This window comes from Pseudomonas rhodesiae (assembly GCF_007858255.1).
Taxonomy (GTDB): domain Bacteria; phylum Pseudomonadota; class Gammaproteobacteria; order Pseudomonadales; family Pseudomonadaceae; genus Aquipseudomonas; species Aquipseudomonas rhodesiae.
In genome coordinates this window covers 1-19,648 of record NZ_VFEU01000017.1, presented here as the reverse complement: position 1 = coordinate 19,648, position 19,648 = coordinate 1, and the positions used below count along the sequence as shown (strand labels likewise).

General features: G+C 58.6%; 19 protein-coding genes and 1 pseudogene. 14 read left to right on the top strand and 6 right to left on the bottom strand.

What is annotated here, in order from left to right; translation table 11 throughout:
* Positions 1-16: 16 nt before the first annotated feature.
* Positions 17-904, bottom strand: coding sequence for a tRNA glutamyl-Q(34) synthetase GluQRS (gluQRS, locus tag FIV35_RS20920; RefSeq protein WP_034139308.1), 888 nt, complete (start codon positions 902-904; stop codon positions 17-19).
* A gap of 83 nt (positions 905-987) precedes the next feature.
* Positions 988-1,428 carry an RNA polymerase-binding protein DksA gene (gene dksA / locus FIV35_RS20915; protein ID WP_034100675.1) on the bottom strand — a complete coding sequence of 147 codons (441 nt, stop codon included), beginning with the start codon at positions 1,426-1,428 and terminating at the stop codon, positions 988-990.
* A gap of 320 nt (positions 1,429-1,748) precedes the next feature.
* On the opposite strand from dksA, the gene FIV35_RS20910 reads away from it, so the two are divergent.
* The gene (locus FIV35_RS20910) at positions 1,749-2,921 is read left to right on the top strand and encodes a pyridoxal phosphate-dependent aminotransferase (RefSeq protein ID WP_034139307.1); all 1,173 of its coding nucleotides are present in this window, start codon (positions 1,749-1,751) and stop codon (positions 2,919-2,921) included.
* The gene (sfsA, locus tag FIV35_RS20905; RefSeq protein WP_034139306.1) at positions 2,921-3,631 is read left to right on the top strand and encodes a DNA/RNA nuclease SfsA; all 711 of its coding nucleotides are present in this window, start codon (positions 2,921-2,923) and stop codon (positions 3,629-3,631) included. The genes FIV35_RS20910 and sfsA overlap by 1 nt, the downstream gene beginning before the upstream one ends.
* On the opposite strand, the gene FIV35_RS20900 is transcribed toward sfsA, so the two are convergent.
* Positions 3,628-3,945 (bottom strand): Rieske (2Fe-2S) protein, encoded by a 318-nt coding sequence (locus tag FIV35_RS20900; protein ID WP_034139305.1) that lies wholly within the window; start codon positions 3,943-3,945, stop codon positions 3,628-3,630. The genes sfsA and FIV35_RS20900 overlap by 4 nt on opposite strands.
* Positions 3,946-4,100: 155 nt before the next feature.
* Here FIV35_RS20900 and FIV35_RS20895 point away from each other — a divergent pair, with 155 nt between their 5' ends.
* The 3 genes and pseudogenes from FIV35_RS20895 to FIV35_RS20885 all read left to right on the top strand — a co-directional run.
* Positions 4,101-4,979 carry a heme/hemin ABC transporter substrate-binding protein gene (locus tag FIV35_RS20895; protein ID WP_034139304.1) on the top strand — a complete coding sequence of 293 codons (879 nt, stop codon included), beginning with the start codon at positions 4,101-4,103 and terminating at the stop codon, positions 4,977-4,979.
* Positions 4,976-6,013 (top strand): FecCD family ABC transporter permease, encoded by a 1,038-nt coding sequence (locus FIV35_RS20890; protein WP_034139303.1) that lies wholly within the window; start codon positions 4,976-4,978, stop codon positions 6,011-6,013. Before FIV35_RS20895 ends, FIV35_RS20890 begins: the two co-directional genes overlap by 4 nt.
* A gap of 47 nt (positions 6,014-6,060) precedes the next feature.
* A pseudogene (locus FIV35_RS20885) lies at positions 6,061-6,780 on the top strand (heme ABC transporter ATP-binding protein); the annotation flags it as partial.
* A 240-nt stretch (positions 6,781-7,020) separates the two neighbouring features.
* Here the strand turns inward: FIV35_RS20885 and FIV35_RS20880 are convergent.
* The 3 genes from FIV35_RS20880 to FIV35_RS20870 form a co-directional block, all read right to left on the bottom strand.
* Positions 7,021-7,293, bottom strand: a complete 273-nt coding sequence (locus FIV35_RS20880) for a TfoX/Sxy family protein (RefSeq protein WP_034100663.1) — start codon at positions 7,291-7,293, stop codon at positions 7,021-7,023.
* Between the two features lie 203 nt (positions 7,294-7,496).
* Positions 7,497-7,841, bottom strand: coding sequence for a pentapeptide repeat-containing protein (locus FIV35_RS20875; RefSeq protein WP_034139301.1), 345 nt, complete (start codon positions 7,839-7,841; stop codon positions 7,497-7,499).
* A gap of 92 nt (positions 7,842-7,933) precedes the next feature.
* The gene (locus tag FIV35_RS20870; RefSeq protein ID WP_034139300.1) at positions 7,934-9,490 is read right to left on the bottom strand and encodes a bifunctional aminoglycoside phosphotransferase/ATP-binding protein; all 1,557 of its coding nucleotides are present in this window, start codon (positions 9,488-9,490) and stop codon (positions 7,934-7,936) included.
* A 118-nt stretch (positions 9,491-9,608) separates the two neighbouring features.
* Between FIV35_RS20870 and mrcB the strand changes: the two genes are divergently transcribed.
* The 9 genes from mrcB (at position 9,609) to msrQ (ending at position 19,425) form a co-directional block, all read left to right on the top strand.
* Positions 9,609-11,933 (top strand): penicillin-binding protein 1B, encoded by a 2,325-nt coding sequence (mrcB, locus tag FIV35_RS20865; RefSeq protein WP_034139299.1) that lies wholly within the window; start codon positions 9,609-9,611, stop codon positions 11,931-11,933.
* A gap of 16 nt (positions 11,934-11,949) precedes the next feature.
* Positions 11,950-12,684, top strand: coding sequence for a tetratricopeptide repeat protein (locus FIV35_RS20860; protein WP_034100657.1), 735 nt, complete (start codon positions 11,950-11,952; stop codon positions 12,682-12,684).
* Complete coding sequence (locus FIV35_RS20855; RefSeq protein WP_034100655.1) at positions 12,684-13,013, top strand: YqcC family protein; 330 nt, start codon at positions 12,684-12,686, stop codon at positions 13,011-13,013. The genes FIV35_RS20860 and FIV35_RS20855 overlap by 1 nt, the downstream gene beginning before the upstream one ends.
* A 431-nt stretch (positions 13,014-13,444) precedes the next feature.
* Positions 13,445-15,169: an acetolactate synthase 3 large subunit gene (locus FIV35_RS20850; RefSeq protein ID WP_034100944.1), complete on the top strand. Its 1,725-nt coding sequence runs from the start codon at positions 13,445-13,447 to the stop codon at positions 15,167-15,169.
* Between the two features lie 2 nt (positions 15,170-15,171).
* Positions 15,172-15,663: an acetolactate synthase small subunit gene (gene ilvN / locus FIV35_RS20845; protein ID WP_003176102.1), complete on the top strand. Its 492-nt coding sequence runs from the start codon at positions 15,172-15,174 to the stop codon at positions 15,661-15,663.
* Between the two features lie 47 nt (positions 15,664-15,710).
* Entirely contained in the window at positions 15,711-16,727 is a 1,017-nt protein-coding gene (gene ilvC, locus FIV35_RS20840; RefSeq protein ID WP_003194132.1) for a ketol-acid reductoisomerase, read from the top strand.
* A gap of 143 nt (positions 16,728-16,870) precedes the next feature.
* Complete coding sequence (gene pssA, locus FIV35_RS20835) at positions 16,871-17,728, top strand: CDP-diacylglycerol--serine O-phosphatidyltransferase (RefSeq protein ID WP_034139298.1); 858 nt, start codon at positions 16,871-16,873, stop codon at positions 17,726-17,728.
* A gap of 63 nt (positions 17,729-17,791) precedes the next feature.
* Positions 17,792-18,805, top strand: a complete 1,014-nt coding sequence (msrP, locus tag FIV35_RS20830) for a protein-methionine-sulfoxide reductase catalytic subunit MsrP (RefSeq protein ID WP_034139297.1) — start codon at positions 17,792-17,794, stop codon at positions 18,803-18,805.
* The gene (gene msrQ, locus FIV35_RS20825) at positions 18,805-19,425 is read left to right on the top strand and encodes a protein-methionine-sulfoxide reductase heme-binding subunit MsrQ (protein ID WP_034139296.1); all 621 of its coding nucleotides are present in this window, start codon (positions 18,805-18,807) and stop codon (positions 19,423-19,425) included. The genes msrP and msrQ overlap by 1 nt, the downstream gene beginning before the upstream one ends.
* Positions 19,426-19,648: the final 223 nt, after the last annotated feature.

The window sequence follows — 19,648 nt, the reverse complement described above, 5'->3', positions numbered from 1 at the left end:
CAAGCTGCAAGCGCCTTCAGCTCAACTGCGCTTCTGCCAACGTAAGCGCGCGCGGGATGCGGTTGGCATCCCAATGCCGGACGCCCCAATCGAGCAGCTCGCGCGCGCTGGCGTAGAGCAGTTCGCTGCCCGGTTGTTGGCCAAGGGCACGCAAGGCTCTTAACAGCAAAGGCGTGGCTTGGTCGGGTATCAACGGCGGTGAGCGATAGGACTTGCCCAATTTGTGGCCGTCCGGCTGAACGATCAACGGTACATGCAAATAGCGCGGTTGGCGCAAGCCCAGCAGTTCTTGCAGGTACAGCTGGCGTGGCGTGGAGTCCAAAAGGTCGGCGCCGCGCACGATGTCGGTCACGCCCTGCCAGGCATCGTCCAACACCACGGCCAACTGGTAGGCGTAGAGGCCGTCGCGCCGACGGATAACAAAATCGCCGACCTGACGGCCCAAGTGCTGTCGGAAATGGCCCTGTACTCGGTCGGTAAAGTGGTATTCCAGTTCCGGAACACGCAAACGGATGGCTGCGTCGTGCGGGTCATGACCGGCGTTACGACAAAGGCCCGGGTAGATGCCGTTGTAAGGCTCCAGCTGTTTGCGTGAGCAGGTGCAGGCGTAGGCCAGGCCGTGGTTGAACAGGTCGTTCAATACTTTGGCGTAGGCATCATGCCGTTCGCTTTGTCGGACGAGTTCACCGTCCCACTCGAATCCATAGCTCTCCAAGGCATGAAGAATCGCCGCCTGGGCGCCGGGCTCTTCGCGGGGGGGATCCAGGTCTTCCATGCGCATCAGCCAGAGGCCTTGATTGGCGCGGGCGTCGAGGTAGGAGGCGAGGGCGGCGACCAGGGAGCCGAAATGCAAATGGCCGCTGGGCGTGGGGGCGAAACGCCCGATATAGGTAGAGGCTGTCATGGGCCGGATACTACTGGAAAATCGGCAAACGCCAGAAACAAAAATGGAGCGTTCGCACGCCCCATTCGGTCAGCCCGGCAGGATTATTTGCCGACCTGTTTTTCCTTGATTTCGGCCAAGGTCTTGCAGTCTACGCACAGGTCCGCGGTTGGGCGGGCTTCCAGGCGACGGATGCCGATCTCGACGCCGCAGGATTCGCACCAGCCGTATTCTTCGTCTTCGATCAGTTGCAGCGTCTTGTCGATTTTCTTGATCAGCTTGCGTTCGCGATCACGAGCGCGCAGTTCGAGGGCGAACTCTTCTTCCTGGCTGGCACGGTCGGCCGGGTCCGGGAAGTTGGCGGCTTCGTCCTTCATATGGTCAACCGTGCGGTCGACTTCCTGCATCAAGTCCTGCTTCCACTTTTGCAGGATCTTGGTGAAGTGCTGGCGCATGGGCTTGCCCATGTACTCCTCACCCTTCGTTTCGACGTAAGGTGTGAAGCCGCTGAGGCTCTGCTGCTGTTGCTTTGCTTGGGTGGACATGAATAGACCGCCTCTCACTCTTCTAATCCATTGCGCAGGATTGCAACGTCACCGACACCTGCCGGCCCTGCGGCTGCAAGCGGGCGAACTTACCAGATAGATTCAGGGTGCGCCACTCCCGGTTGTCGAAGCCCTTCGCTCAGGGGTTGCAAACTGCAGCAGCCCGCTGTGGCTGGGTATGGATCGCCTCGAATGTTGATTTTAGTCGTTTTGCTGGCGCGTGCCGGGTTCATCACGAACGACCGAGCAGGCAATAGAGCATGTTTTACCGCGAGGGTTCGGTAGAATCCTGATTTTGTCCTCACCGTTAAGGAAGGCTAATGGCCCAGCCCTACAGTGCGCGCAGTCGCGCCATCGAACCTTTTCATGTCATGGCGTTACTGGCGCGCGCCAATGAGCTGCAAGCGGCCGGCCATGATGTGATCCACCTGGAAATCGGCGAGCCGGATTTCACCACGGCCGAGCCGATCATCCAGGCCGGCCAGGCCGCGCTGGCCAATGGCAAAACCCGCTACACCGCCGCCCGTGGCCTGCCGGAGCTGCGCGAAGCCATCAGTGGGTTTTATCAGCAACGCTACGGCTTGAATGTCGATCCGGAACGCATTCTGATCACGCCCGGCGGTTCCGGTGCGTTGCTGCTGGCCAGCAGCTTGCTGGTTGATCCGGGCAAGCACTGGCTGCTGGCAGACCCCGGTTACCCATGTAACCGGCATTTTCTGCGCTTGGTCGAGGGCGCCGCGCAACTGGTGCCGGTAGGGCCGGACATGCGCTATCAACTGACGGCCGACTTGGTGGACAAGCATTGGAACCAGGACAGTGTGGGCGCCCTGGTGGCATCGCCGGCGAATCCGACCGGCACGATTCTCACCCGTGACGAACTGGCCGGGCTGTCGAGTGCAATCAAAGCGCGCGATGGCCATCTGGTGGTGGATGAGATTTATCACGGCCTCACCTACGGCACCGACGCCGCCAGTGTGCTGGAAGTCGATGATGACGCCTTCGTCTTGAATAGTTTTTCGAAGTATTTCGGGATGACCGGCTGGCGCCTGGGCTGGCTGGTGGCGCCGCCCGCAGCGGTGGGTGAGCTGGAGAAGCTGGCACAAAACCTCTACATCAGCGCGCCGAGCATGGCTCAGCATGCGGCGCTGGCGTGTTTCACTCCGCAAACATTGAGCATTCTGGAGGAGCGCCGCGCCGAGTTCGGTCGCCGTCGCGATTTCCTGCTGCCGGCGCTACGGGAGCTGGGCTTTGGCATTGAGGTCGAGCCGGAAGGGGCCTTCTATCTATACGCCGATATTCGCGCGTTTGGCGGCGATGCCTTCGCATTTTGTCGTCATTTCCTTGAAACCGAGCACGTTGCATTCACGCCCGGTCTGGATTTCGGCCGCTATCAGGCCGGCCATCATGTGCGCTTTGCCTACACGCAGAGCGTCGAACGCCTGCAGGAGGCGGTGGAGCGCATCGCCCGTGGTTTGCGGAGTTGGCAAGGCTGATGCGTTTTTATCCTCCCCTCGAAGAAGGCCGCTTGATTCGCCGTTACAAGCGTTTTCTCACCGATATCGAAACCGTTACCGGCGAGTTACTCACGATTCACTGCCCGAATACCGGTTCCATGCTCAATTGCATGGTCGAAGGCGGGCAGGTCTGGTTCAGCCGCTCCAATGACCCCAGGCGCAAGTTGCCCGGCACCTGGGAAATCGCCGAAACACCCCAAGGTCGCCTGGCCTGCGTGAATACGGCGCGCGCCAATCAATTGGTTGAGGAGGCGCTACGCGCTGGGGTGATCGCCGAGTTGGATGGCTTCACCGCGTTGAAGCGCGAAGTCCCCTATGGCCAGGAGAAAAGCCGTATCGACTTCCGTTTGGACTATCCCCATGGCGCGGCCTACGTTGAAGTTAAAAGTGTCACCTTAGGTTTCGATGATTCCAGAGTGGCGGCCTTCCCCGATGCGGTAACCCAGCGCGGAGCTAAGCATCTGCGGGAGTTGGCCTATCTGGCGCGGGATGGCGTGCGGGCGGTGCAGTTGTACTGCGTCAATCTTTCGGGGATCGATGCGGTGCGCCCGGCCGTGGAAATCGATGCGGCCTATGGCGCGGCGCTGCGCGAGGCCAAGGCGGCGGGGGTGGAGGTGCTGGCCTATGGCGTGCGTGTTACGGCCGAAGAGATTTGCGTAGATCGCCGCCTGGACGTGCTGCTCGACTAGAGGTCCACCCACAGGCCCTGTGCGTCTTCGCGGCCGGGCAGGGCGACCAGACTTCTACCGGCACAGGGTCCGGCGATGCACTCGCCGGTTTCAATCAGGAACAAGGCGCCGTGCGTCGCGCACTGGATCAGGCTGGCGCTGTCGTCGAGGAATTGGCCGGGTTGCCACTCCAGTGCAACACCGCGGTGGGGGCAACGGTTGATATAGAAGTAAGCAATGCCATCGCGGCGCACAGCCAATAACTTGCACCCGTCGATATCAAAGCCGAGGCTGGTATTGGGTGCCAGTGCGGCGGAGGAGCATAGAAACTTCATTTCAATCCTTAAGTGCCTTGACGTTCAAATGCAAACAATTATCAAATGCGGGCTTCGCTCGTTGGCTGACGGGGCGCTACGTTCGATGCCTGGCAGGGTCAATCTGTCCCCTCGAAAAGCGTTCTGAGACCCAGTCCCTGGAAGGAAACCCTGTTATGCGCCTGAGTACCAGCGCTATTGCGCTTGTTGTTGGTTTGCTCATCAACCACGGGGCACTGGCCTCTGAACTACCACAACGCTGGGTGAGTGCCGGTGGCGCTCTGTCGGAGTGGGTCGTGGCCTTGGGGGGCGAGCCAAAACTGGTGGGAGTGGACACCACCAGTCAGCATCCCGCGACACTCAAAACGTTGCCGAGTATTGGCTACCAGCGTCAATTGTCGGCCGAGGGCATTCTCAGCCTGCGTCCGCAGGTACTGGCGGGCACCGAAGAAATGGGGCCGCCGCCGGTGCTGGCGCAGATCCGCAGTGCGGGTGTGCAAGTGGAGATGTTTTCCGCACAGCCAGATTTACAGGCGCTGAAAAGCAACCTTGAGCACCTGGGGATATTACTCGGTAAGGCGGCTGAGGCGCGCGCACTGTTCGGCGATTATGAGCAGGCACTACAACGGCAGAAAAACCGCCTCGTGAAGATCCAGGCGACTCGGCAGGCGCCGGGTGTGTTGCTGCTGGTGGGCAATGCCGGTGGTAAGCCGCTCGTTGCTGGCCAGGACACGGCAGCGGACTGGATGCTGCGCCAGGCGGGTGGCCACAACCTAGCTACGCACACGGGGTATAAACCCTTTTCGGCAGAGTCGCTGGCGGGGCTGAGTCCGCAGGTGCTGGTGTTTGCGGATCGCGCATTGACAGGGGAGGCGGCGCGTGCGGCGCTGTTCAAGGAAAACCCGATTTTGGCGTCGACGCCAGCGGCCAAACAGGGCCGGGTGCTTGAAGTGGATCCCACTCTGTTGGTTGGCGGATTGGGGCCGCGTCTGCCGCAAAATCTGGAAGTATTATCGGCCGGGTTCTATCCGACTTCGTCTGAAGCTACACCATGACCACACTGGTAAAACCACGAACGTTGTTTATCGGCTTGACGCTCTTATGCGGGTTGGCCACCTGGCTGTCATTGGCTTTAGGGCCCGTCAGCCTGCCGCTGTGGGATACGCTTCGTGCGGCTTTGCGCTTGATGGGCCTACCCATCGATGCCTACGGCCTGGAGCAGGCAGAGCTGATCCTGGGGCAGATCCGGCTGCCGCGCACCTTGCTGGGCCTGGCGGTCGGCGGCGTGTTGGCGTTGTCGGGGGTGGCGATGCAGGGGCTGTTTCGTAACCCGTTGGCGGACCCGGGATTGGTGGGGGTGTCCAGCGGCGCGGCCTTGGGGGCGGCGGTGGCGATTGTCGGCTCTGCGTTCCTGGGCGGTTTGCCGGATGTGTTCGGGCCCTATGTGCTGTCGTTGTGCGCGTTTGCCGGTGGGCTGGGGGTGACTGCGTTGGTTTATCGCCTGGGGCGGCGTGATGGTCAGACCCATGTGGCCACGATGCTGCTCGCGGGCATTGCGCTAACGGCTCTCTCCGGTTCGGCAGTCGGTTTGTTTACCTATCTGGCAGATGACGCCACGTTGCGCACACTCACGTTCTGGAACCTGGGTAGCCTCAACGGTGCCAGCTATTCAAGGCTATGGCCGTTGTTGCTGGTAACTGCGGGGGTTGCGCTGTGGTTGCCGCGGCGGGCGAAGGCTTTGAATGCGTTGCTGCTTGGCGAGTCTGAAGCGAGCCACCTGGGCGTTGATGTCGAAGGGCTTAAACGTGAACTGGTGTTTTGCACCGCCCTGGGTGTAGGGGCGGCGGTGGCTGCGGCGGGGATGATCGGATTTGTCGGTTTGGTGGTGCCGCACTTGGTGCGATTGCTTGCTGGGCCTGATCATCGCGTGCTATTGCCTGCGTCGGTGTTGGCGGGCGCGAGTTTGTTGCTGTGTGCCGACCTGGTCGCACGGCTTGCCCTGGCGCCTGCTGAATTACCGATCGGCATTGTGACGGCATTTATCGGCGCGCCGTTTTTTCTGTACTTGCTATTACGAGGACGCGCCTGATGTTGCGAGTGGAAGGGGTGCAGGTCCGTCGTGACCGCAAAGTCGTATTGGCGGACATAACCCTCGATCTGCTGCCGGGCGAAGTGCTCGGCGTGCTGGGGCCCAATGGCGCCGGCAAAAGCACACTGTTGAGTACCTTGAGCGGTGAGTTGCAAGCGGATCAGGGTAATGTCTGGCTGGATCAGCAGGCTTTGAGCGCATGGAGCGGGGCACAGCGTGCTCAGCGCCTGGCAGTGTTGCCGCAAACTTCCACCCTGGATTTTGCTTTCCGTGTCGAAGAGGTGGTGGGTATGGGGCGCCTGCCCCATCAGACCGGCAAGACCTGTGATGAGCAGATTATCAATGCTGCGTTGCAGGCGGCGGATGTCGGGCACTTGAGCGGTCGCAACTATCTGGCCTTATCGGGCGGTGAGCGTCAGCGCGTGCACCTGGCACGGGTATTGGCGCAATTGTGGCCGGGTGAGGCGGGGCAGACATTGCTGCTGGATGAGCCCACATCGATGCTCGACCCCTTGCACCAACACACCATCCTGCAGGCAATACGTGCCTTTGCTGACCGCGGAGCGGCGGTGCTGGTGATCCTGCATGACCTGAACCTGGCGGCGCGTTACTGCGACAGGATGCTGCTCCTGGAGCAGGGACGTCCCTACGCCTTGGGCACGCCGACCCAGGTGCTGCAGCCTGAGATCGTCAAGGCAGTATTCGGCCTTGAAGTGTTGGTGCAGCCGCATCCGGAGCGTGGGCATCCGTTGGTCATCGCGCGCTGAAATGGGATTTCTATCAGGCAAAAAAAGACCCGGCAAAAGCCGGGTCAAATAACCGTGATTAGCCTGATGAGGAGATAATCTGAGAGTCCGAACCAAGGGCCTTTCAGTTATCGGCTGATCTCGCGACCAGTTGTGATAATCATAACGATTCTCATTTGAGAGTCAACCGCTGTTTTTGCGGTCGCCTGAAGTTTTCTCAAACGCTCGTTCGAAACGCCGAGTGGCGAGATCTAGCCAAGCTCAACTCTTCGGGCGAGACGACACCGCCTCCAACTGGCGATTCAAGGCTTCCTTGCGTTCGGCAGGAATATCGTTCCAGTGCACATCCAGCAAGGCCCCTTCGATCGCATACAACAACACTTTCGATGCCCGAAATCCGCGAGTCCTCACTGCTCGATAGGCATCGACCGCCCCCAGGCGGCGCAGGTCCGATGCACTGTGGATGCCCACTGCATGCAGCCACTGCGCTGAGGTCTTGCCGAGGTTTTTCAGGTGTTGCAGCTCATCGTTCATCAAGCCTCCTTGCGACGGCCGAACGGTGCGGTGGGTATCGTGACCAGACAGGCCTGAAAAGGAGTGTAGCGTTCAGTAGGAAAAGTGCAGTTCTTTGCTCTGATACGGCTCAAAAGCTTATAAGCCTGACGCTGTAACTTTGACGCGCGCAGTGCCAAGGCTCCGGTTACGCTGGCGCATAACCGGGGCCTGGACCTTGAAGTTCACTTGGTGCGGTAACGCAGGCGAGTGCCGAAGTTGACCGACATCAGGATCTCATCGGCGGTCAGTTCAGGCGGGAAGTAGGTGCCGGAAATCTGCGCATGGGCAAGGCTGGCGCCTTCCAGCGAGCAGCCACGCAAATCCAGGCCGCGTAGGTCGGCAGAGCGGAAATACGCGTCGGTGAAATCCACGCCGCTGGCGTTCAGGTCGCGCAGGTCCAAACCTCGGAAATCGCCTCCGCGCATATCGATGACACCTTCGGTAGGGCGCTCTTGGTTGAAGCCGCGAATATCGTCTTTGTGCAGGAGCGCGTAGAGCGGTGTATCAAGAAGCTTAGGCTTACTCATGAAAACGACTCCTGTTGGACTTATGACGCCATTATAGTGCCACTATTGTGCGGTCGCGCGTTTAAGTAGACGACGCGACCAATAAATTTTTCTTACAAGCCTGGCAGACGCTGACGAATTTGCGCGACCAGTGCATCCAGGGTTCCGCTTTGATTGGTTTCCACCCGCTTGCTCTGCAATAACTCTTCAGGCGTGAGGGGATCGCGATGGGCCTGCTGTTCCTTGATAACTGCCAGGGTCGCGTCGGACGGGTCGTTTTGTTCCGCCTGGCGTTGCGCCAACCAACTGGCAATAACCGCTTGTGGCGCATTGCAATCCAGAATCAGAAACGGCGCACCAGTGGCTTCGGCGACCTTGGCGGCAGCATCGCGTTGTTCACGTTTGAGGAACGTCGCGTCCAGCACCACCGGGAAACCGGCGCGCAGCACGATGTTGGCGATTTCATTCAGGCGTGCGTAGGTCTTGGTGCTGGCGTCGGCGGCATAGATGCCCGCCTGAGGTGTGTTTTCTACCTGCTGTTCACCGAACAGGCGTTTGCGTTCTACATCCGACCGCAGGCGCACAGCACCCAAGGCTTCCACCAGGCGCATGGCGACGTGGCTTTTGCCGACGGCCGAGACGCCGTGGGTGATCGCCAGAAAGCGCGATGGAATGGTGCTGTAGCTTTCCGCCAGATTGGCGTAGTTGCGATATTGGCGCAGGGTGGTGGCCCGTTGCACCGGGCTGGCTTCGCTCGGCATGCTGAACAGCGCGACTTTGGCGCGGACCAGGGCACGGTAGGCTTTGTAGAAATTCAACAACTCAAGGCCCTGGTAGTCGCCGGTCAGTTCCAGGTACTGACTGATGAAGCGGCGAGCCAGGGACTTGAGGCCGCGGTCTTCCAGGTCCATGGCCAGGAAACCGGTGTCGGCGTAAACGTCGGTGAAGCGAAACGGTTCGTTGAACTCAATGCAGTCGAAGATCACCACTTGCCCATCGATCAGGGTCGCGTTGCCCAGGTGGATATCACCGTGGCACTCGCGGGTGAACCCATCGAGCTTGCGCTGCGCGATTAGCGGCTTGAGGCGTTCGAAGCTGCTTTCGGCCCAGGCTTGCAAGGCTTCGAGTTGAGCCAGGTCGGCCTTGTCGCTGAGGAACGGGCGGATCTGCTCGAAGTTCTGGCGCACCGGCGCCATCACCTCGTCCGGGGTCCCGGCGGGGTGAGCTTGCGGTACATGAGGGGCGCTGAGGTGAAAATGCGCGATCTGCCGGGCCATTTCATCGATGTGCGCAGCGGTCAGTTCGCCATTGGCCTGCAAGGTGCTGAGCAGTTGGCTTTGGGGAAACTGACGCATCTTCAGCGCGTATTCGATCACAGGCCCGTCACCGCCCAGTTGTGGCGATTCGGCGGTGCCGGTGATCGGCAGTACTTCCAGGTACAAATCCTGGGTCAGGCGTTGGTTGAGGCGCAATTCCTCGTTGCAGAAATGGCCGCGATCTTCCAGGGCGGTGAAGTCCAGAAAGCCGAAGTTCATTGGTTTCTTCAATTTATAAGCATAAGGGCCGGTCAAAATGACCCAGGAGATATGGGTTTCGATGACTTGGAACGCTTCTACCGGATGGGGGTACAACGCCGGGTCTTGCAGGGCTGCGATCAGGGACTGGCTCACGGGCGATCCTTCAAAGTCTTGGGGAAATCATGTCGGGCATTATGGCCGCTGTAGGCGGTCGTGCAAACCGCTGTCCGGCTCATGTTGATCATCGATAAAGTGCGTATAATCCGCCGCCATGACTCGAACCCGATCTCCCCGCTCCCGTAAAAAAACACCTTCCCGCAGCCTGCGCCCCTGGTTGGGCTGGGCGCTCAAGCTCGGCCTTGTCGGTCTTGTAGTGCTCGCCGGCTTTGCGGTGTACCTCGACGCCGTGGTCCAAGAGAAGTTCTCTGGTAAACGTTGGACTATCCCGGCCAAGGTCTACGCCCGCCCGCTGGAGCTGTTCACTGGCCAGAAGCTGAGCAAGGATGATTTCCTCACCGAGCTCGACGCGCTCGGTTATCGCCGTGAGCCGGTCAGCAATGGCCCGGGTGCCGCCGCCGTCAGCGGTAATACGGTTGACTTGAACACTCGTGGCTTCCAATTCTATGAAGGCCTGGAAAAGCCTCAGCCGGTACGCGTGCGCTTCTCCGGCGATTATGTGGCCGAACTGTCGTCGCTCAATGGTTCCAAACTGCCTGTGGTTCGTTTGGAACCGCTTATGATCGGCGGTATTTACCCTAAAAACCTTGAAGATCGCATCCTGATCAAGCTGGATCAGGTGCCGCCTTACCTGCTGGAAACCTTGGTTGCAGTAGAGGATCGCGATTTCTACAGCCACTGGGGCGTCTCGCCCAAGTCGATTGCCCGCGCGATCTGGGTGAACACCTCTGGCGGCAAAATGACCCAGGGCGGCAGTACGCTGACGCAACAATTGGTTAAGAACTTCTACCTGACAAACGAGCGCAGCCTGACCCGTAAGCTCACCGAAGCCATGATGGCGATGCTGCTTGAACTGCATTACAGCAAGCAGGAAATCCTTGAGGCTTACCTTAATGAGGTGTTCGTCGGCCAGGATGGTCAGCGCGCAGTGCACGGTTTCGGCTTGGCCAGTCAGTTCTTCTTCGGCCAGCCGCTGTCCGAATTGAAGCTGCACCAGGTCGCGCTGCTGGTCGGCATGGTCAAGGGGCCTTCCTATTACAATCCGCGTCGCAACCCGGAGCGTGCGCTGGAGCGCCGCAACCTGGTGCTGGACGTGCTGGAGCAGCAGGGCGTTGCTAGCGCCGAACAGGTTGCCGCGGCCAAGAAAATGCCATTGGGCGTGACCTCCCGAGGCAAGTTGGCGGACAGCTCATTCCCAGGCTTTATCGATCTGGTCAAACGCCAGCTGCGTGAAGACTATCGCGACGAAGACTTGACCGAGGAGGGGCTGCGAATCTTCACCAGTTTTGACCCGATCCTGCAGATGAAGGCTGAAGCGTCGGTCAACGACACCTTCAAGCGTCTGACCGGTCGCAAAGGTTCCGACGAAGTGGAAGCCGCAATGGTGGTGACCAACCCTGAAACGGGTGAAGTGCAGGCCATGATCGGCAGTCGCCAGGCCAGCTTTGCCGGGTTCAACCGTGCCTTGGATGCTGTGCGCCCGATCGGCTCGCTGGTCAAGCCGGCGGTGTACCTGACGGCACTGGAAAAGCCGAGCAAATACACGCTCACCAGTTGGCTCTCGGACGATCCGTTGTCGGTCAAGGGCGGGGATGGTCAGGTGTGGACCCCGCAGAACTTTGATCGCCGCTCCCATGGCACGGTGTTCCTTTACCAGGGCTTGGCGCATTCCTACAACATTTCCACCTCTCGCCTCGGGCTGGAGGTGGGAGTGCCGAATGTGCTCAAGACCTTGGCGCGACTGGGCGTTACCCGTGAATTCCCAGCGTTTCCATCCATCCTGCTAGGCGCTGGCGCGATGACGCCGATGGAAGTGGCAACCATGTATCAGACCCTGGCCAACGGTGGTTTCAATACGCCGATGCGGGGCATCCGCAGTGTATTGACCGCCGAAGGGGAGCCGCTCAAGCGTTATCCTTTCCAGATTCAGCAGCGTTTCGACGCGGGTTCCATCTACCTGATCCAGAACGCCATGCAGCGCGTAATGCGCGAAGGTACTGGCAGTTCGGTCTATAAGGTGCTGCCGTCCAATCTGACGCTGGCGGGCAAGACCGGCACCAGTAACGATTCGCGGGACAGTTGGTTCGCCGGTTTTGGTCAGGATGTACTGGCCGTTGTATGGCTGGGGCGCGACGATAATGGCAAGACGCCGTTCACCGGTGCAACCGGCGCATTGCAGGTCTGGACCAGTTTTATGCGCAAGGCTGACCCGCTCCCGTTGAACATGCCACAGCCGGATAACATTGTGCAGGCCTGGATCGATCCGCACACCGGTCAGGGCTCTGATGCCAACTGCCCGGGCGCGGTGCAGATGCCGTATATTCGCGGCAGCGAACCACCACCCGGTGCAGCGTGCGGTGGCGGTGCCCCTGCTGACGCAGAATCGGTGATGGACTGGGTCAAGGGCTGGATGAACTAAGCAAAGAGGGTTTCAAGTGAACAAGTGGTGGTTTCCAGCTATTACAGCGCTGGCTTTGCTCGGCGGTTGCTCCAGCGTGCAACGCGGTTCCATTCCAGTGGTGGACTCGAGCACGGCCGTTTCCAATAGCGATCGGATCTCGGCCAATGGCGGCTTCCGCCAAACCGTGACCAAGCGTCCCGTCCAGGCCGCGGCTCAAGCGGTGCCGCAGGACTCGGGCGTGGTGGTGATGGTGCCCGGCGGCGGTGCCGCGACTTCGGCGCCGATCAGTGCCGAGCCGTGGACACCAGGGCCAAGCACTTCCGGGCCGATCGACGCCACGCCGATTCAGACGGCGCCGGTCAATCAAGGCACCTATAACATGCCGTCCTCGCCGAGCGGCATTCCGTCGTCTTCCAATGCAGGCGGCTTGTCGGCTGACGAGCAACTGGACGGGCCGGTGCTGGCTTTGTTGACCACTGCTCAGCAGCAGCAGGCGGGTGGCGACTTGAACGGCGCTTCCTCAAGCCTTGAACGCGCGCAACGTGTCGCACCCCGAGAACCTCAGGTTCTGTATCGCCTGGCGCAGGTGCGCATGGCTCAGGGCGACGCGCCGCAGGCCGAACAATTCGCGCGTCGGGGTTTGAGCCTGGCCAACGGTCGCCCAGACCTGCAAGCCAGCCTGTGGGCATTGATCGGCGACGCGCGCGCCGCGCAGGGCGATGCCGCCGGCGCCGCCCAGGCCCGCCAGAAAGCCAAGGTTAACCTCTGATGGATGGGCGTTTTCCTGCGATTGCCGAACAGTTATTGCTGATCGAGCGTGAACTGCGCGTGCAAGGCTGGTGGGAAGAGGTTCCCCCCAGCTCTGAAGCACTCAGCAGTGTTGAGCCGTTTTCGGTGGATACGCTGGATTTCCACCAGTGGCTGCAATGGATCTTTCTGGCGCGCATGAAGCACATCCTTGAGCAGGATCTGCCTTTGCCACGCGCGTCGGGCATTCTAGAAATGGCCGAGATGGTCTATGTAGACCGGCCTCAGGAAAGCCTCGGATTGCGCAACGCGCTGAAAAAGTTCGATCAATTGATCGTCGACGCTCGTTAATTGCCTGACTGCCGGCTTTTTCGGCAGTCTTGCGCATATTTCTACCGCTTGACGACATTCAGGCGAGTTTTATCCCTCCTCACGGCCCTTTCTTCTACGTTCTCATGCGCTTAGTTGGAAAAAAGCGCAATTATTGCTTGACTTGAAGGGCCTGAAACAGAAGAATCCAAAGTCCGCTGTATCGGGACTGCCAGAAGCAGGCCCGCTCAGCAGATCATGAGGCGCACATCCGCGCCGACCTGTTACACCCGCAACGCGTTACCTCGCGCTGGGTGGGAAAAGCCCGCAACACTTGGGACGATCCCAATACTTGCTCAGTCAGTGCTGACGTAGTCGGCGACCACCGTCGCTCATGCTCTGTTGAGAAGTAAACCTATTAAGACCCGTCGGTTTTCAACGGACGGTATTCTGGCGTTTTAGAGGTGAACAACGTGGAGCTTTTATCTGGTGGTGAGATGCTCGTCCGCTTTTTGCGTGACGAAGGCGTCGACTATATCTACGGGTACCCAGGTGGTGCTCTTCTGCATGTTTACGACGCGCTGTTCAAGGAACCGGCTGTTACCCACATCCTGGTTCGCCACGAACAAGCCGCGACCCATATGGCTGACGGTTATGCCCGCGCCACCGGTAAAGCCGGTGTAGTGCTGGTAACTTCCGGCCCAGGCGCAACCAATGCTATTACCGGCATTGCGACGGCCTATATGGACTCCATCCCGATGGTGATCATTTCCGGCCAGGTGCCCAGCACCATGGTGGGAACCGACGCGTTCCAGGAAACCGACATGATCGGTATTTCCCGGCCGATCGTGAAACACAGCTTCATGATCAAGCATCCGTCGGAAATCCCGGAAGTCATGAAAAAGGCCTTCTACCTCGCACAGTCCGGTCGTCCGGGCCCTGTCGTTGTCGATGTTCCGAAAGACATGACCAACCCAGCGGAAAAATTCGAATACGTCTTCCCCAAGAAAGCCAAGCTGCGTTCCTACAGCCCGGCGGTCCGTGGGCACTCAGGGCAAATCCGCAAGGCCGCAGAGATGTTGCTGGCGGCCAAGCGCCCAGTGTTGTACTCGGGCGGTGGTGTGATCCTGGGCGGCGGTTCCGCACCGCTGACCGAACTGGCCAAGCTGCTCAACTTGCCGGTGACCAACACACTGATGGGGCTCGGTGCGTTCCCGGGTACGGACCGTCAGTTCGTCGGCATGCTCGGTATGCACGGCAGCTACACCGCTAACCTCACCATGCACCACGCGGATGTCATTCTGGCGGTTGGCGCACGTTTCGATGATCGGGTTATCAACGGCGCGAGCAAGTTTTGCCCAAATGCCAAGATTATCCATATCGACATCGATCCGGCGTCCATCTCCAAGACCATCAAGGCCGACGTGCCGATCGTGGGGCCTGTAGAGAGCGTCCTGACCGAAATGGTCGCCGCGCTCAAGGATATCGGCGAGACGCCTAACAAGGAGTCGGTGGCCAGCTGGTGGAAGCAGATCGATGAGTGGCGCGGCGATCGCGGCCTGTTCCCTTACGACAAGGGTGACGGCAGCATTATCAAGCCACAAACCGTGATCGAAACCCTGTGCGAAGTGACCAAGGGCGACGCCTTTGTGACCTCCGACGTGGGCCAGCACCAGATGTTCGCCGCGCAGTACTACAAATTCGACAAGCCGAACCGCTGGATCAACTCCGGCGGCCTGGGCACCATGGGCTTTGGTTTTCCCGCCGCCATGGGGGTGAAGCTGAGTTTCCCGGACGCCGATGTTGCGTGCGTCACCGGTGAAGGCAGCATCCAGATGAACATCCAGGAACTGTCGACGTGCCTGCAGTACGGTCTGCCGGTCAAGATCGTCTGCTTGAACAACGGCGTGCTGGGCATGGTGCGTCAATGGCAGGACATGAGTTACAACAGCCGTCACTCCCATTCCTATATGGAGTCGCTGCCAGATTTCATCAAATTGGTTGAAGCCTATGGCCACGTTGGCATTCGCATCACTGATCCGAAAGATCTGAAGCCGAAGATGGAAGAGGCGTTCGCCATGAAGGATCGTCTGGTGTTCATCGATATTCAGGTGGATACCAGCGAGCACGTCTACCCGATGCAGATCAAAGACGGCTCTATGCGCGACATGTGGCTGAACAAGACGGAGCGTACGTAATCATGCGGCATATCATCTCCCTGCTTCTTGAGAACGAACCCGGCGCTCTGTCTCGTGTTGTCGGCCTGTTTTCGCAACGGAACTACAACATCGAAAGCCTGACAGTGGCGCCGACCGAAGACCCGACTCTGTCGCGTCTGACATTGACCACCGTAGGCCACGATGAGGTGATCGAGCAGATCACCAAGAACCTCAACAAGCTGATCGAAGTGGTCAAGCTGGTCGACCTATCGGAAAGCGCTCACATCGAGCGCGAGCTGATGCTGGTTAAAGTCAAGGCCACGGGCGCCCAACGTGCCGAGATCAAGCGGACTACCGACATCTATCGCGGGCAGATCGTCGATGTGAGCGCCAGCGTTTATACCGTTCAACTGACCGGCACCAGCGACAAACTGGACAGCTTCATCCAGTCGATCGGGACGGCCTCGATTCTGGAAACCGTACGCAGTGGTGTCACCGGGATTGCCCGTGGCGACAAAGTACTCAGCATCTAACCCAAATTAGCGAATGGCCTTAAGGCCTTGATATATAGAGGAACCTCATGAAAGTTTATTACGATAAAGATTGTGACCTGTCGATCATCCAGGGCAAGAAAGTCGCCATCATCGGCTACGGCTCCCAAGGTCACGCGCAAGCCTGCAACCTGAAAGACTCCGGCGTTGACGTGACTGTTGGTCTGCGCAAAGGCTCGGCCACCGTAGCCAAGGCTGAAGCTCATGGCCTGAAAGTGACTGACGTTGCTTCCGCGGTTGCTGCTGCCGACCTGGTCATGATCCTGACCCCGGACGAGTTCCAGTCCTCGCTGTACAAGAACGAAATCGAGCCGAACATCAAAAAAGGCGCCACCCTGGCCTTCTCCCATGGCTTCGCGATTCACTACAACCAGGTTGTGCCACGCGCCGACCTCGACGTGATCATGATTGCGCCGAAAGCGCCGGGTCATACCGTACGCTCCGAGTTCGTCAAAGGCGGCGGTATTCCTGACCTGATCGCGATCTACCAAGACGCATCGGGCAACGCCAAGAACGTTGCGCTGTCCTACGCTGCTGGCGTTGGTGGCGGTCGTACCGGCATCATCGAAACCACCTTTAAAGACGAAACTGAAACCGACCTGTTCGGCGAACAAGCTGTTCTGTGCGGCGGTACCGTTGAACTGGTAAAAGCTGGTTTCGAAACCCTGGTTGAAGCTGGCTATGCGCCGGAAATGGCCTACTTCGAATGCCTGCACGAACTGAAGCTGATCGTTGACCTCATGTACGAAGGCGGGATCGCCAACATGAACTACTCGATCTCCAACAACGCCGAGTACGGCGAGTATGTGACTGGTCCGGAAGTGATCAACGCCGAGTCCCGTCAGGCCATGCGCAATGCCCTGAAACGCATTCAGGACGGCGAGTACGCCAAAATGTTCATCAGCGAAGGCGCTACCGGCTACCCTTCGATGACCGCTAAGCGTCGTAATAATGCTGCTCACGGTATCGAAGTCATCGGCGAGCAACTGCGCTCCATGATGCCGTGGATCGGTGCCAACAAGATCGTCGACAAAGCTAAAAACTAAGTCGTACGCATCAAAGAAAAACGCGGCCTAGGCCGCGTTTTTTCGTTTGGCTGGCCGGTTCTGGTATAAAGCTGCATCGTTTGCTGGCGAACACTCGCCGCACGTCTTTGTCGAATTTTTCAAACTGTTGCAAGGTAAAGTCCATGAGCGAACGTCCCGAAGAGCCAAGCCAGGCTTCTGACGCCGAAAGCCTGCTGCCAATCGATGAGCATGTCGAAGAAGGGCATGACGCGGAAGGCCGCAAGGTCCGGCATCGTGGCATCTATCTTCTGCCTAACTTGTTTACCACCGCGAACCTGTTCGCCGGCTTCTACTCGATCATCAACTCCATGAGCGCCCAAAGTGCGCTGGCGGCGGGTGACGCGGCGAGTGCCAGCAAATATTTCGGTTTTGCTGCTATCGCGATTTTTGTGGCCATGGTGCTTGATGGTCTGGATGGTCGTGTAGCGCGGATGACCAATACGCAAAGTGCATTTGGTGCCGAGTACGACTCGCTGTCGGACATGGTGGCATTCGGCGTCGCCCCTGCATTGCTGGCGTTCGCCTGGGCGCTGGGTGATATGGGCAAGGTTGGCTGGATGGTTGCCTTTATCTATGTCGCGGGTGCCGCGTTGCGTCTGGCGCGTTTCAATACCCAAGTGGGTACCGCGGACAAGCGTTACTTTATCGGCTTGGCCAGTCCGGCTGCTGCGGGAGTGGTGGCGGGTATCGTCTGGGCATTCAGTGATTACGGTATCCAGGGGTCGAAAATGTCGTTCCTGGTGGCCTTGATGGTGGCGGCTGCCGGGATGTTGATGGTGAGCAACATCAAATACAACAGCTTCAAGGAGCTGGACCTCAAGGGGCGTGTGCCTTTCGTGGCGATTCTTGTCGTGGTGTTGGTGTTCGCCGTGGTGTTCAGCGATCCGCCGCGGATTCTGCTGCTGGCATTCCTGGTTTATGCCGCGTCGGGCCCGATTCAGTATTTGCTGCGTCTGCGTCGGGACAAAACGTTGCCTTAATGTAATTTCCCCCATACTCCACAGTCTATTGGTGCATCAGTCCTCCAAAGCTGCGGAGTTGCCATGTTAATCAAATTGCCTAAAGCGTCCGATTCCCATGAGTCGGACGTCACGCCTGAATCTTTTTACCTCTCTCGTCGCAGCCTGCTCGGTGGTGCACTTGCCGGCATTGCCGCCAGCAGTCTTCCACGTTGGGCGAGTGCGGAGGATGCTGCGCGTTATGCCGACGTCGAACCGGGTAGGGCGCCTGGGTGGTTCACCGAAAAGCTGCCTGCTACAAAGTGGCAAGCGGTAACGGTCAAAGATGAGGCAATTACTCCATTTAAGGACGCAACCCACTACAACAACTTCTATGAGTTCGGTACCGACAAGGGAGATCCGGCAAAAAATGCCGGTTCGCTCAAGACTGAGCCCTGGAGTGTTGTGATCGATGGTGAGGTGGCGAAACCTGGGCGTTATGCCCTTGAAGACTTCATGAAACCTTATCAATTGGAAGAACGAATCTACCGTTTACGCTGCGTCGAGGCGTGGTCGATGGTTATTCCATGGATAGGGTTTCCGATTGCCGCTTTGCTTAAGCAGGTCGAACCGACGTCCAAGGCCAAGTACATCCGTTTCGAGACTTTGCAGGACCCAAAAAGCATGCCGGGTCAGCGTTCTAGCTTCGCTCTGATCGATTGGCCTTATGTGGAAGGCCTGCGTTTGGATGAGGCGATGAACCCTTTGGCGATTCTTGCCGTGGGCATGTATGGGCGGGAGCTGCCTAACCAGAATGGCGCGCCGTTACGTTTGGTTGTGCCGTGGAAGTATGGCTTTAAGAGTGTGAAGTCGATTGTGCGCATCAGCCTGGTCAGTGAGCAACCGAAAACCACATGGCAAAGCATCGCTGCGGATGAGTATGGGTTTTATGCAAATGTGAACCCCACTGTCGATCACCCTCGTTGGACTCAGGCGCGGGAGCGTCGGCTGCCAAGTGGCCTTTTCAGTCCTAACGTACGTGAAACGCAGATGTTCAATGGATACTCGGAAGAGGTGGCTTCTCTTTATACGGGCCTTGATCTGCGGAAGAACTATTGATGCGTCATCCTATCTGGCGTGTCGGCGTTTTTATCGCCGTAGCGATATGGCCGTTGTGGTGGTTGTATCAAGCATGGAGTTTTGCGCTGGGGCCTGATCCGGGCAAGGTGTTGGTTGATCGCTTGGGGTTGGGCACGTTGGTCCTGTTGCTGATCACTCTGGCAATGACGCCGATGCAGAAGCTGACTGGGTGGTCGGGGTGGATAGCGGTGCGTCGGCAGTTGGGGTTGTGGTGCTTTGCTTATGTGGTGCTGCATTTGGCTGCTTATTGTGTCTTCGTCTTAGGATTGGACTGGTCACAACTAGGAGTGGAGTTGCGCAAGCGACCTTACATCATCGTCGGAGCATTGGGGTTCCTGGGCTTGTTAGCCTTGGCCGTGACTTCGAATCGCTATAGCCAGCGTCGGCTGGGTACTCGTTGGAAGAAGCTGCATCGCGTTGTGTATGTGATTCTTGGTCTTGGTTTATTGCATATGTTGTGGATCGTGAGGGCAGATCTGAAGGAGTGGGCGATCTACGCCTTCATAGGGACGCTGCTTTTGGCGTTGCGGCTGCCCCCTTTAATGCGCCGTATCCCCCGGCTTAAGGCGAAAAAACCATCTTCTGCGGAAAAGGTGTAATTAACGCTTGACGGCAGATTCCAGAAGTCTATAATTCGCCCCACTTCCGGCGCAGTCGAAACGGAAAACTCCTTGGTAAACAAAGAGTTACGCAATATTCGACAGCGGATCGCTTCAGTTCATCGAAGCCCAGAAGGAGTTGGTAGAGCGGTGTTGTTTGGCTCTATTAACGTTTCGATCTTCTCGGTCGAAAGCGGAGAAAAAGAGGTGTTGACAGCAGCGT

Bases quoted from the DNA above. Each gene is read 5' to 3' on its own strand.
- FIV35_RS20880 (WP_034100663.1), bottom strand. From the start codon at position 7,293: ATGAACGATGAGCTGCAACACCTGAAAAACCTCGGCAAGACCTCAGCG.
- FIV35_RS20900 (WP_034139305.1), bottom strand. From the start codon at position 3,945: ATGAAGTTTCTATGCTCCTCCGCCGCACTGGCACCCAATACCAGCCTC.
- FIV35_RS20875 (WP_034139301.1), bottom strand. From the start codon at position 7,841: ATGAGTAAGCCTAAGCTTCTTGATACACCGCTCTACGCGCTCCTGCAC.
- pssA (WP_034139298.1), top strand. From the start codon at position 16,871: ATGAGCGAACGTCCCGAAGAGCCAAGCCAGGCTTCTGACGCCGAAAGC.
- FIV35_RS20910 (WP_034139307.1), top strand. From the start codon at position 1,749: ATGGCCCAGCCCTACAGTGCGCGCAGTCGCGCCATCGAACCTTTTCAT.
- msrP (WP_034139297.1), top strand. From the start codon at position 17,792: ATGTTAATCAAATTGCCTAAAGCGTCCGATTCCCATGAGTCGGACGTC.
- ilvC (WP_003194132.1), top strand. From the start codon at position 15,711: ATGAAAGTTTATTACGATAAAGATTGTGACCTGTCGATCATCCAGGGC.
- dksA (WP_034100675.1), bottom strand. From the start codon at position 1,428: ATGTCCACCCAAGCAAAGCAACAGCAGCAGAGCCTCAGCGGCTTCACA.
- FIV35_RS20890 (WP_034139303.1), top strand. From the start codon at position 4,976: ATGACCACACTGGTAAAACCACGAACGTTGTTTATCGGCTTGACGCTC.
- msrQ (WP_034139296.1), top strand. From the start codon at position 18,805: ATGCGTCATCCTATCTGGCGTGTCGGCGTTTTTATCGCCGTAGCGATA.
- gluQRS (WP_034139308.1), bottom strand. From the start codon at position 904: ATGACAGCCTCTACCTATATCGGGCGTTTCGCCCCCACGCCCAGCGGC.
- FIV35_RS20895 (WP_034139304.1), top strand. From the start codon at position 4,101: ATGCGCCTGAGTACCAGCGCTATTGCGCTTGTTGTTGGTTTGCTCATC.
- ilvN (WP_003176102.1), top strand. From the start codon at position 15,172: ATGCGGCATATCATCTCCCTGCTTCTTGAGAACGAACCCGGCGCTCTG.
- sfsA (WP_034139306.1), top strand. From the start codon at position 2,921: ATGCGTTTTTATCCTCCCCTCGAAGAAGGCCGCTTGATTCGCCGTTAC.
- mrcB (WP_034139299.1), top strand. From the start codon at position 9,609: ATGACTCGAACCCGATCTCCCCGCTCCCGTAAAAAAACACCTTCCCGC.
- FIV35_RS20855 (WP_034100655.1), top strand. From the start codon at position 12,684: ATGGATGGGCGTTTTCCTGCGATTGCCGAACAGTTATTGCTGATCGAG.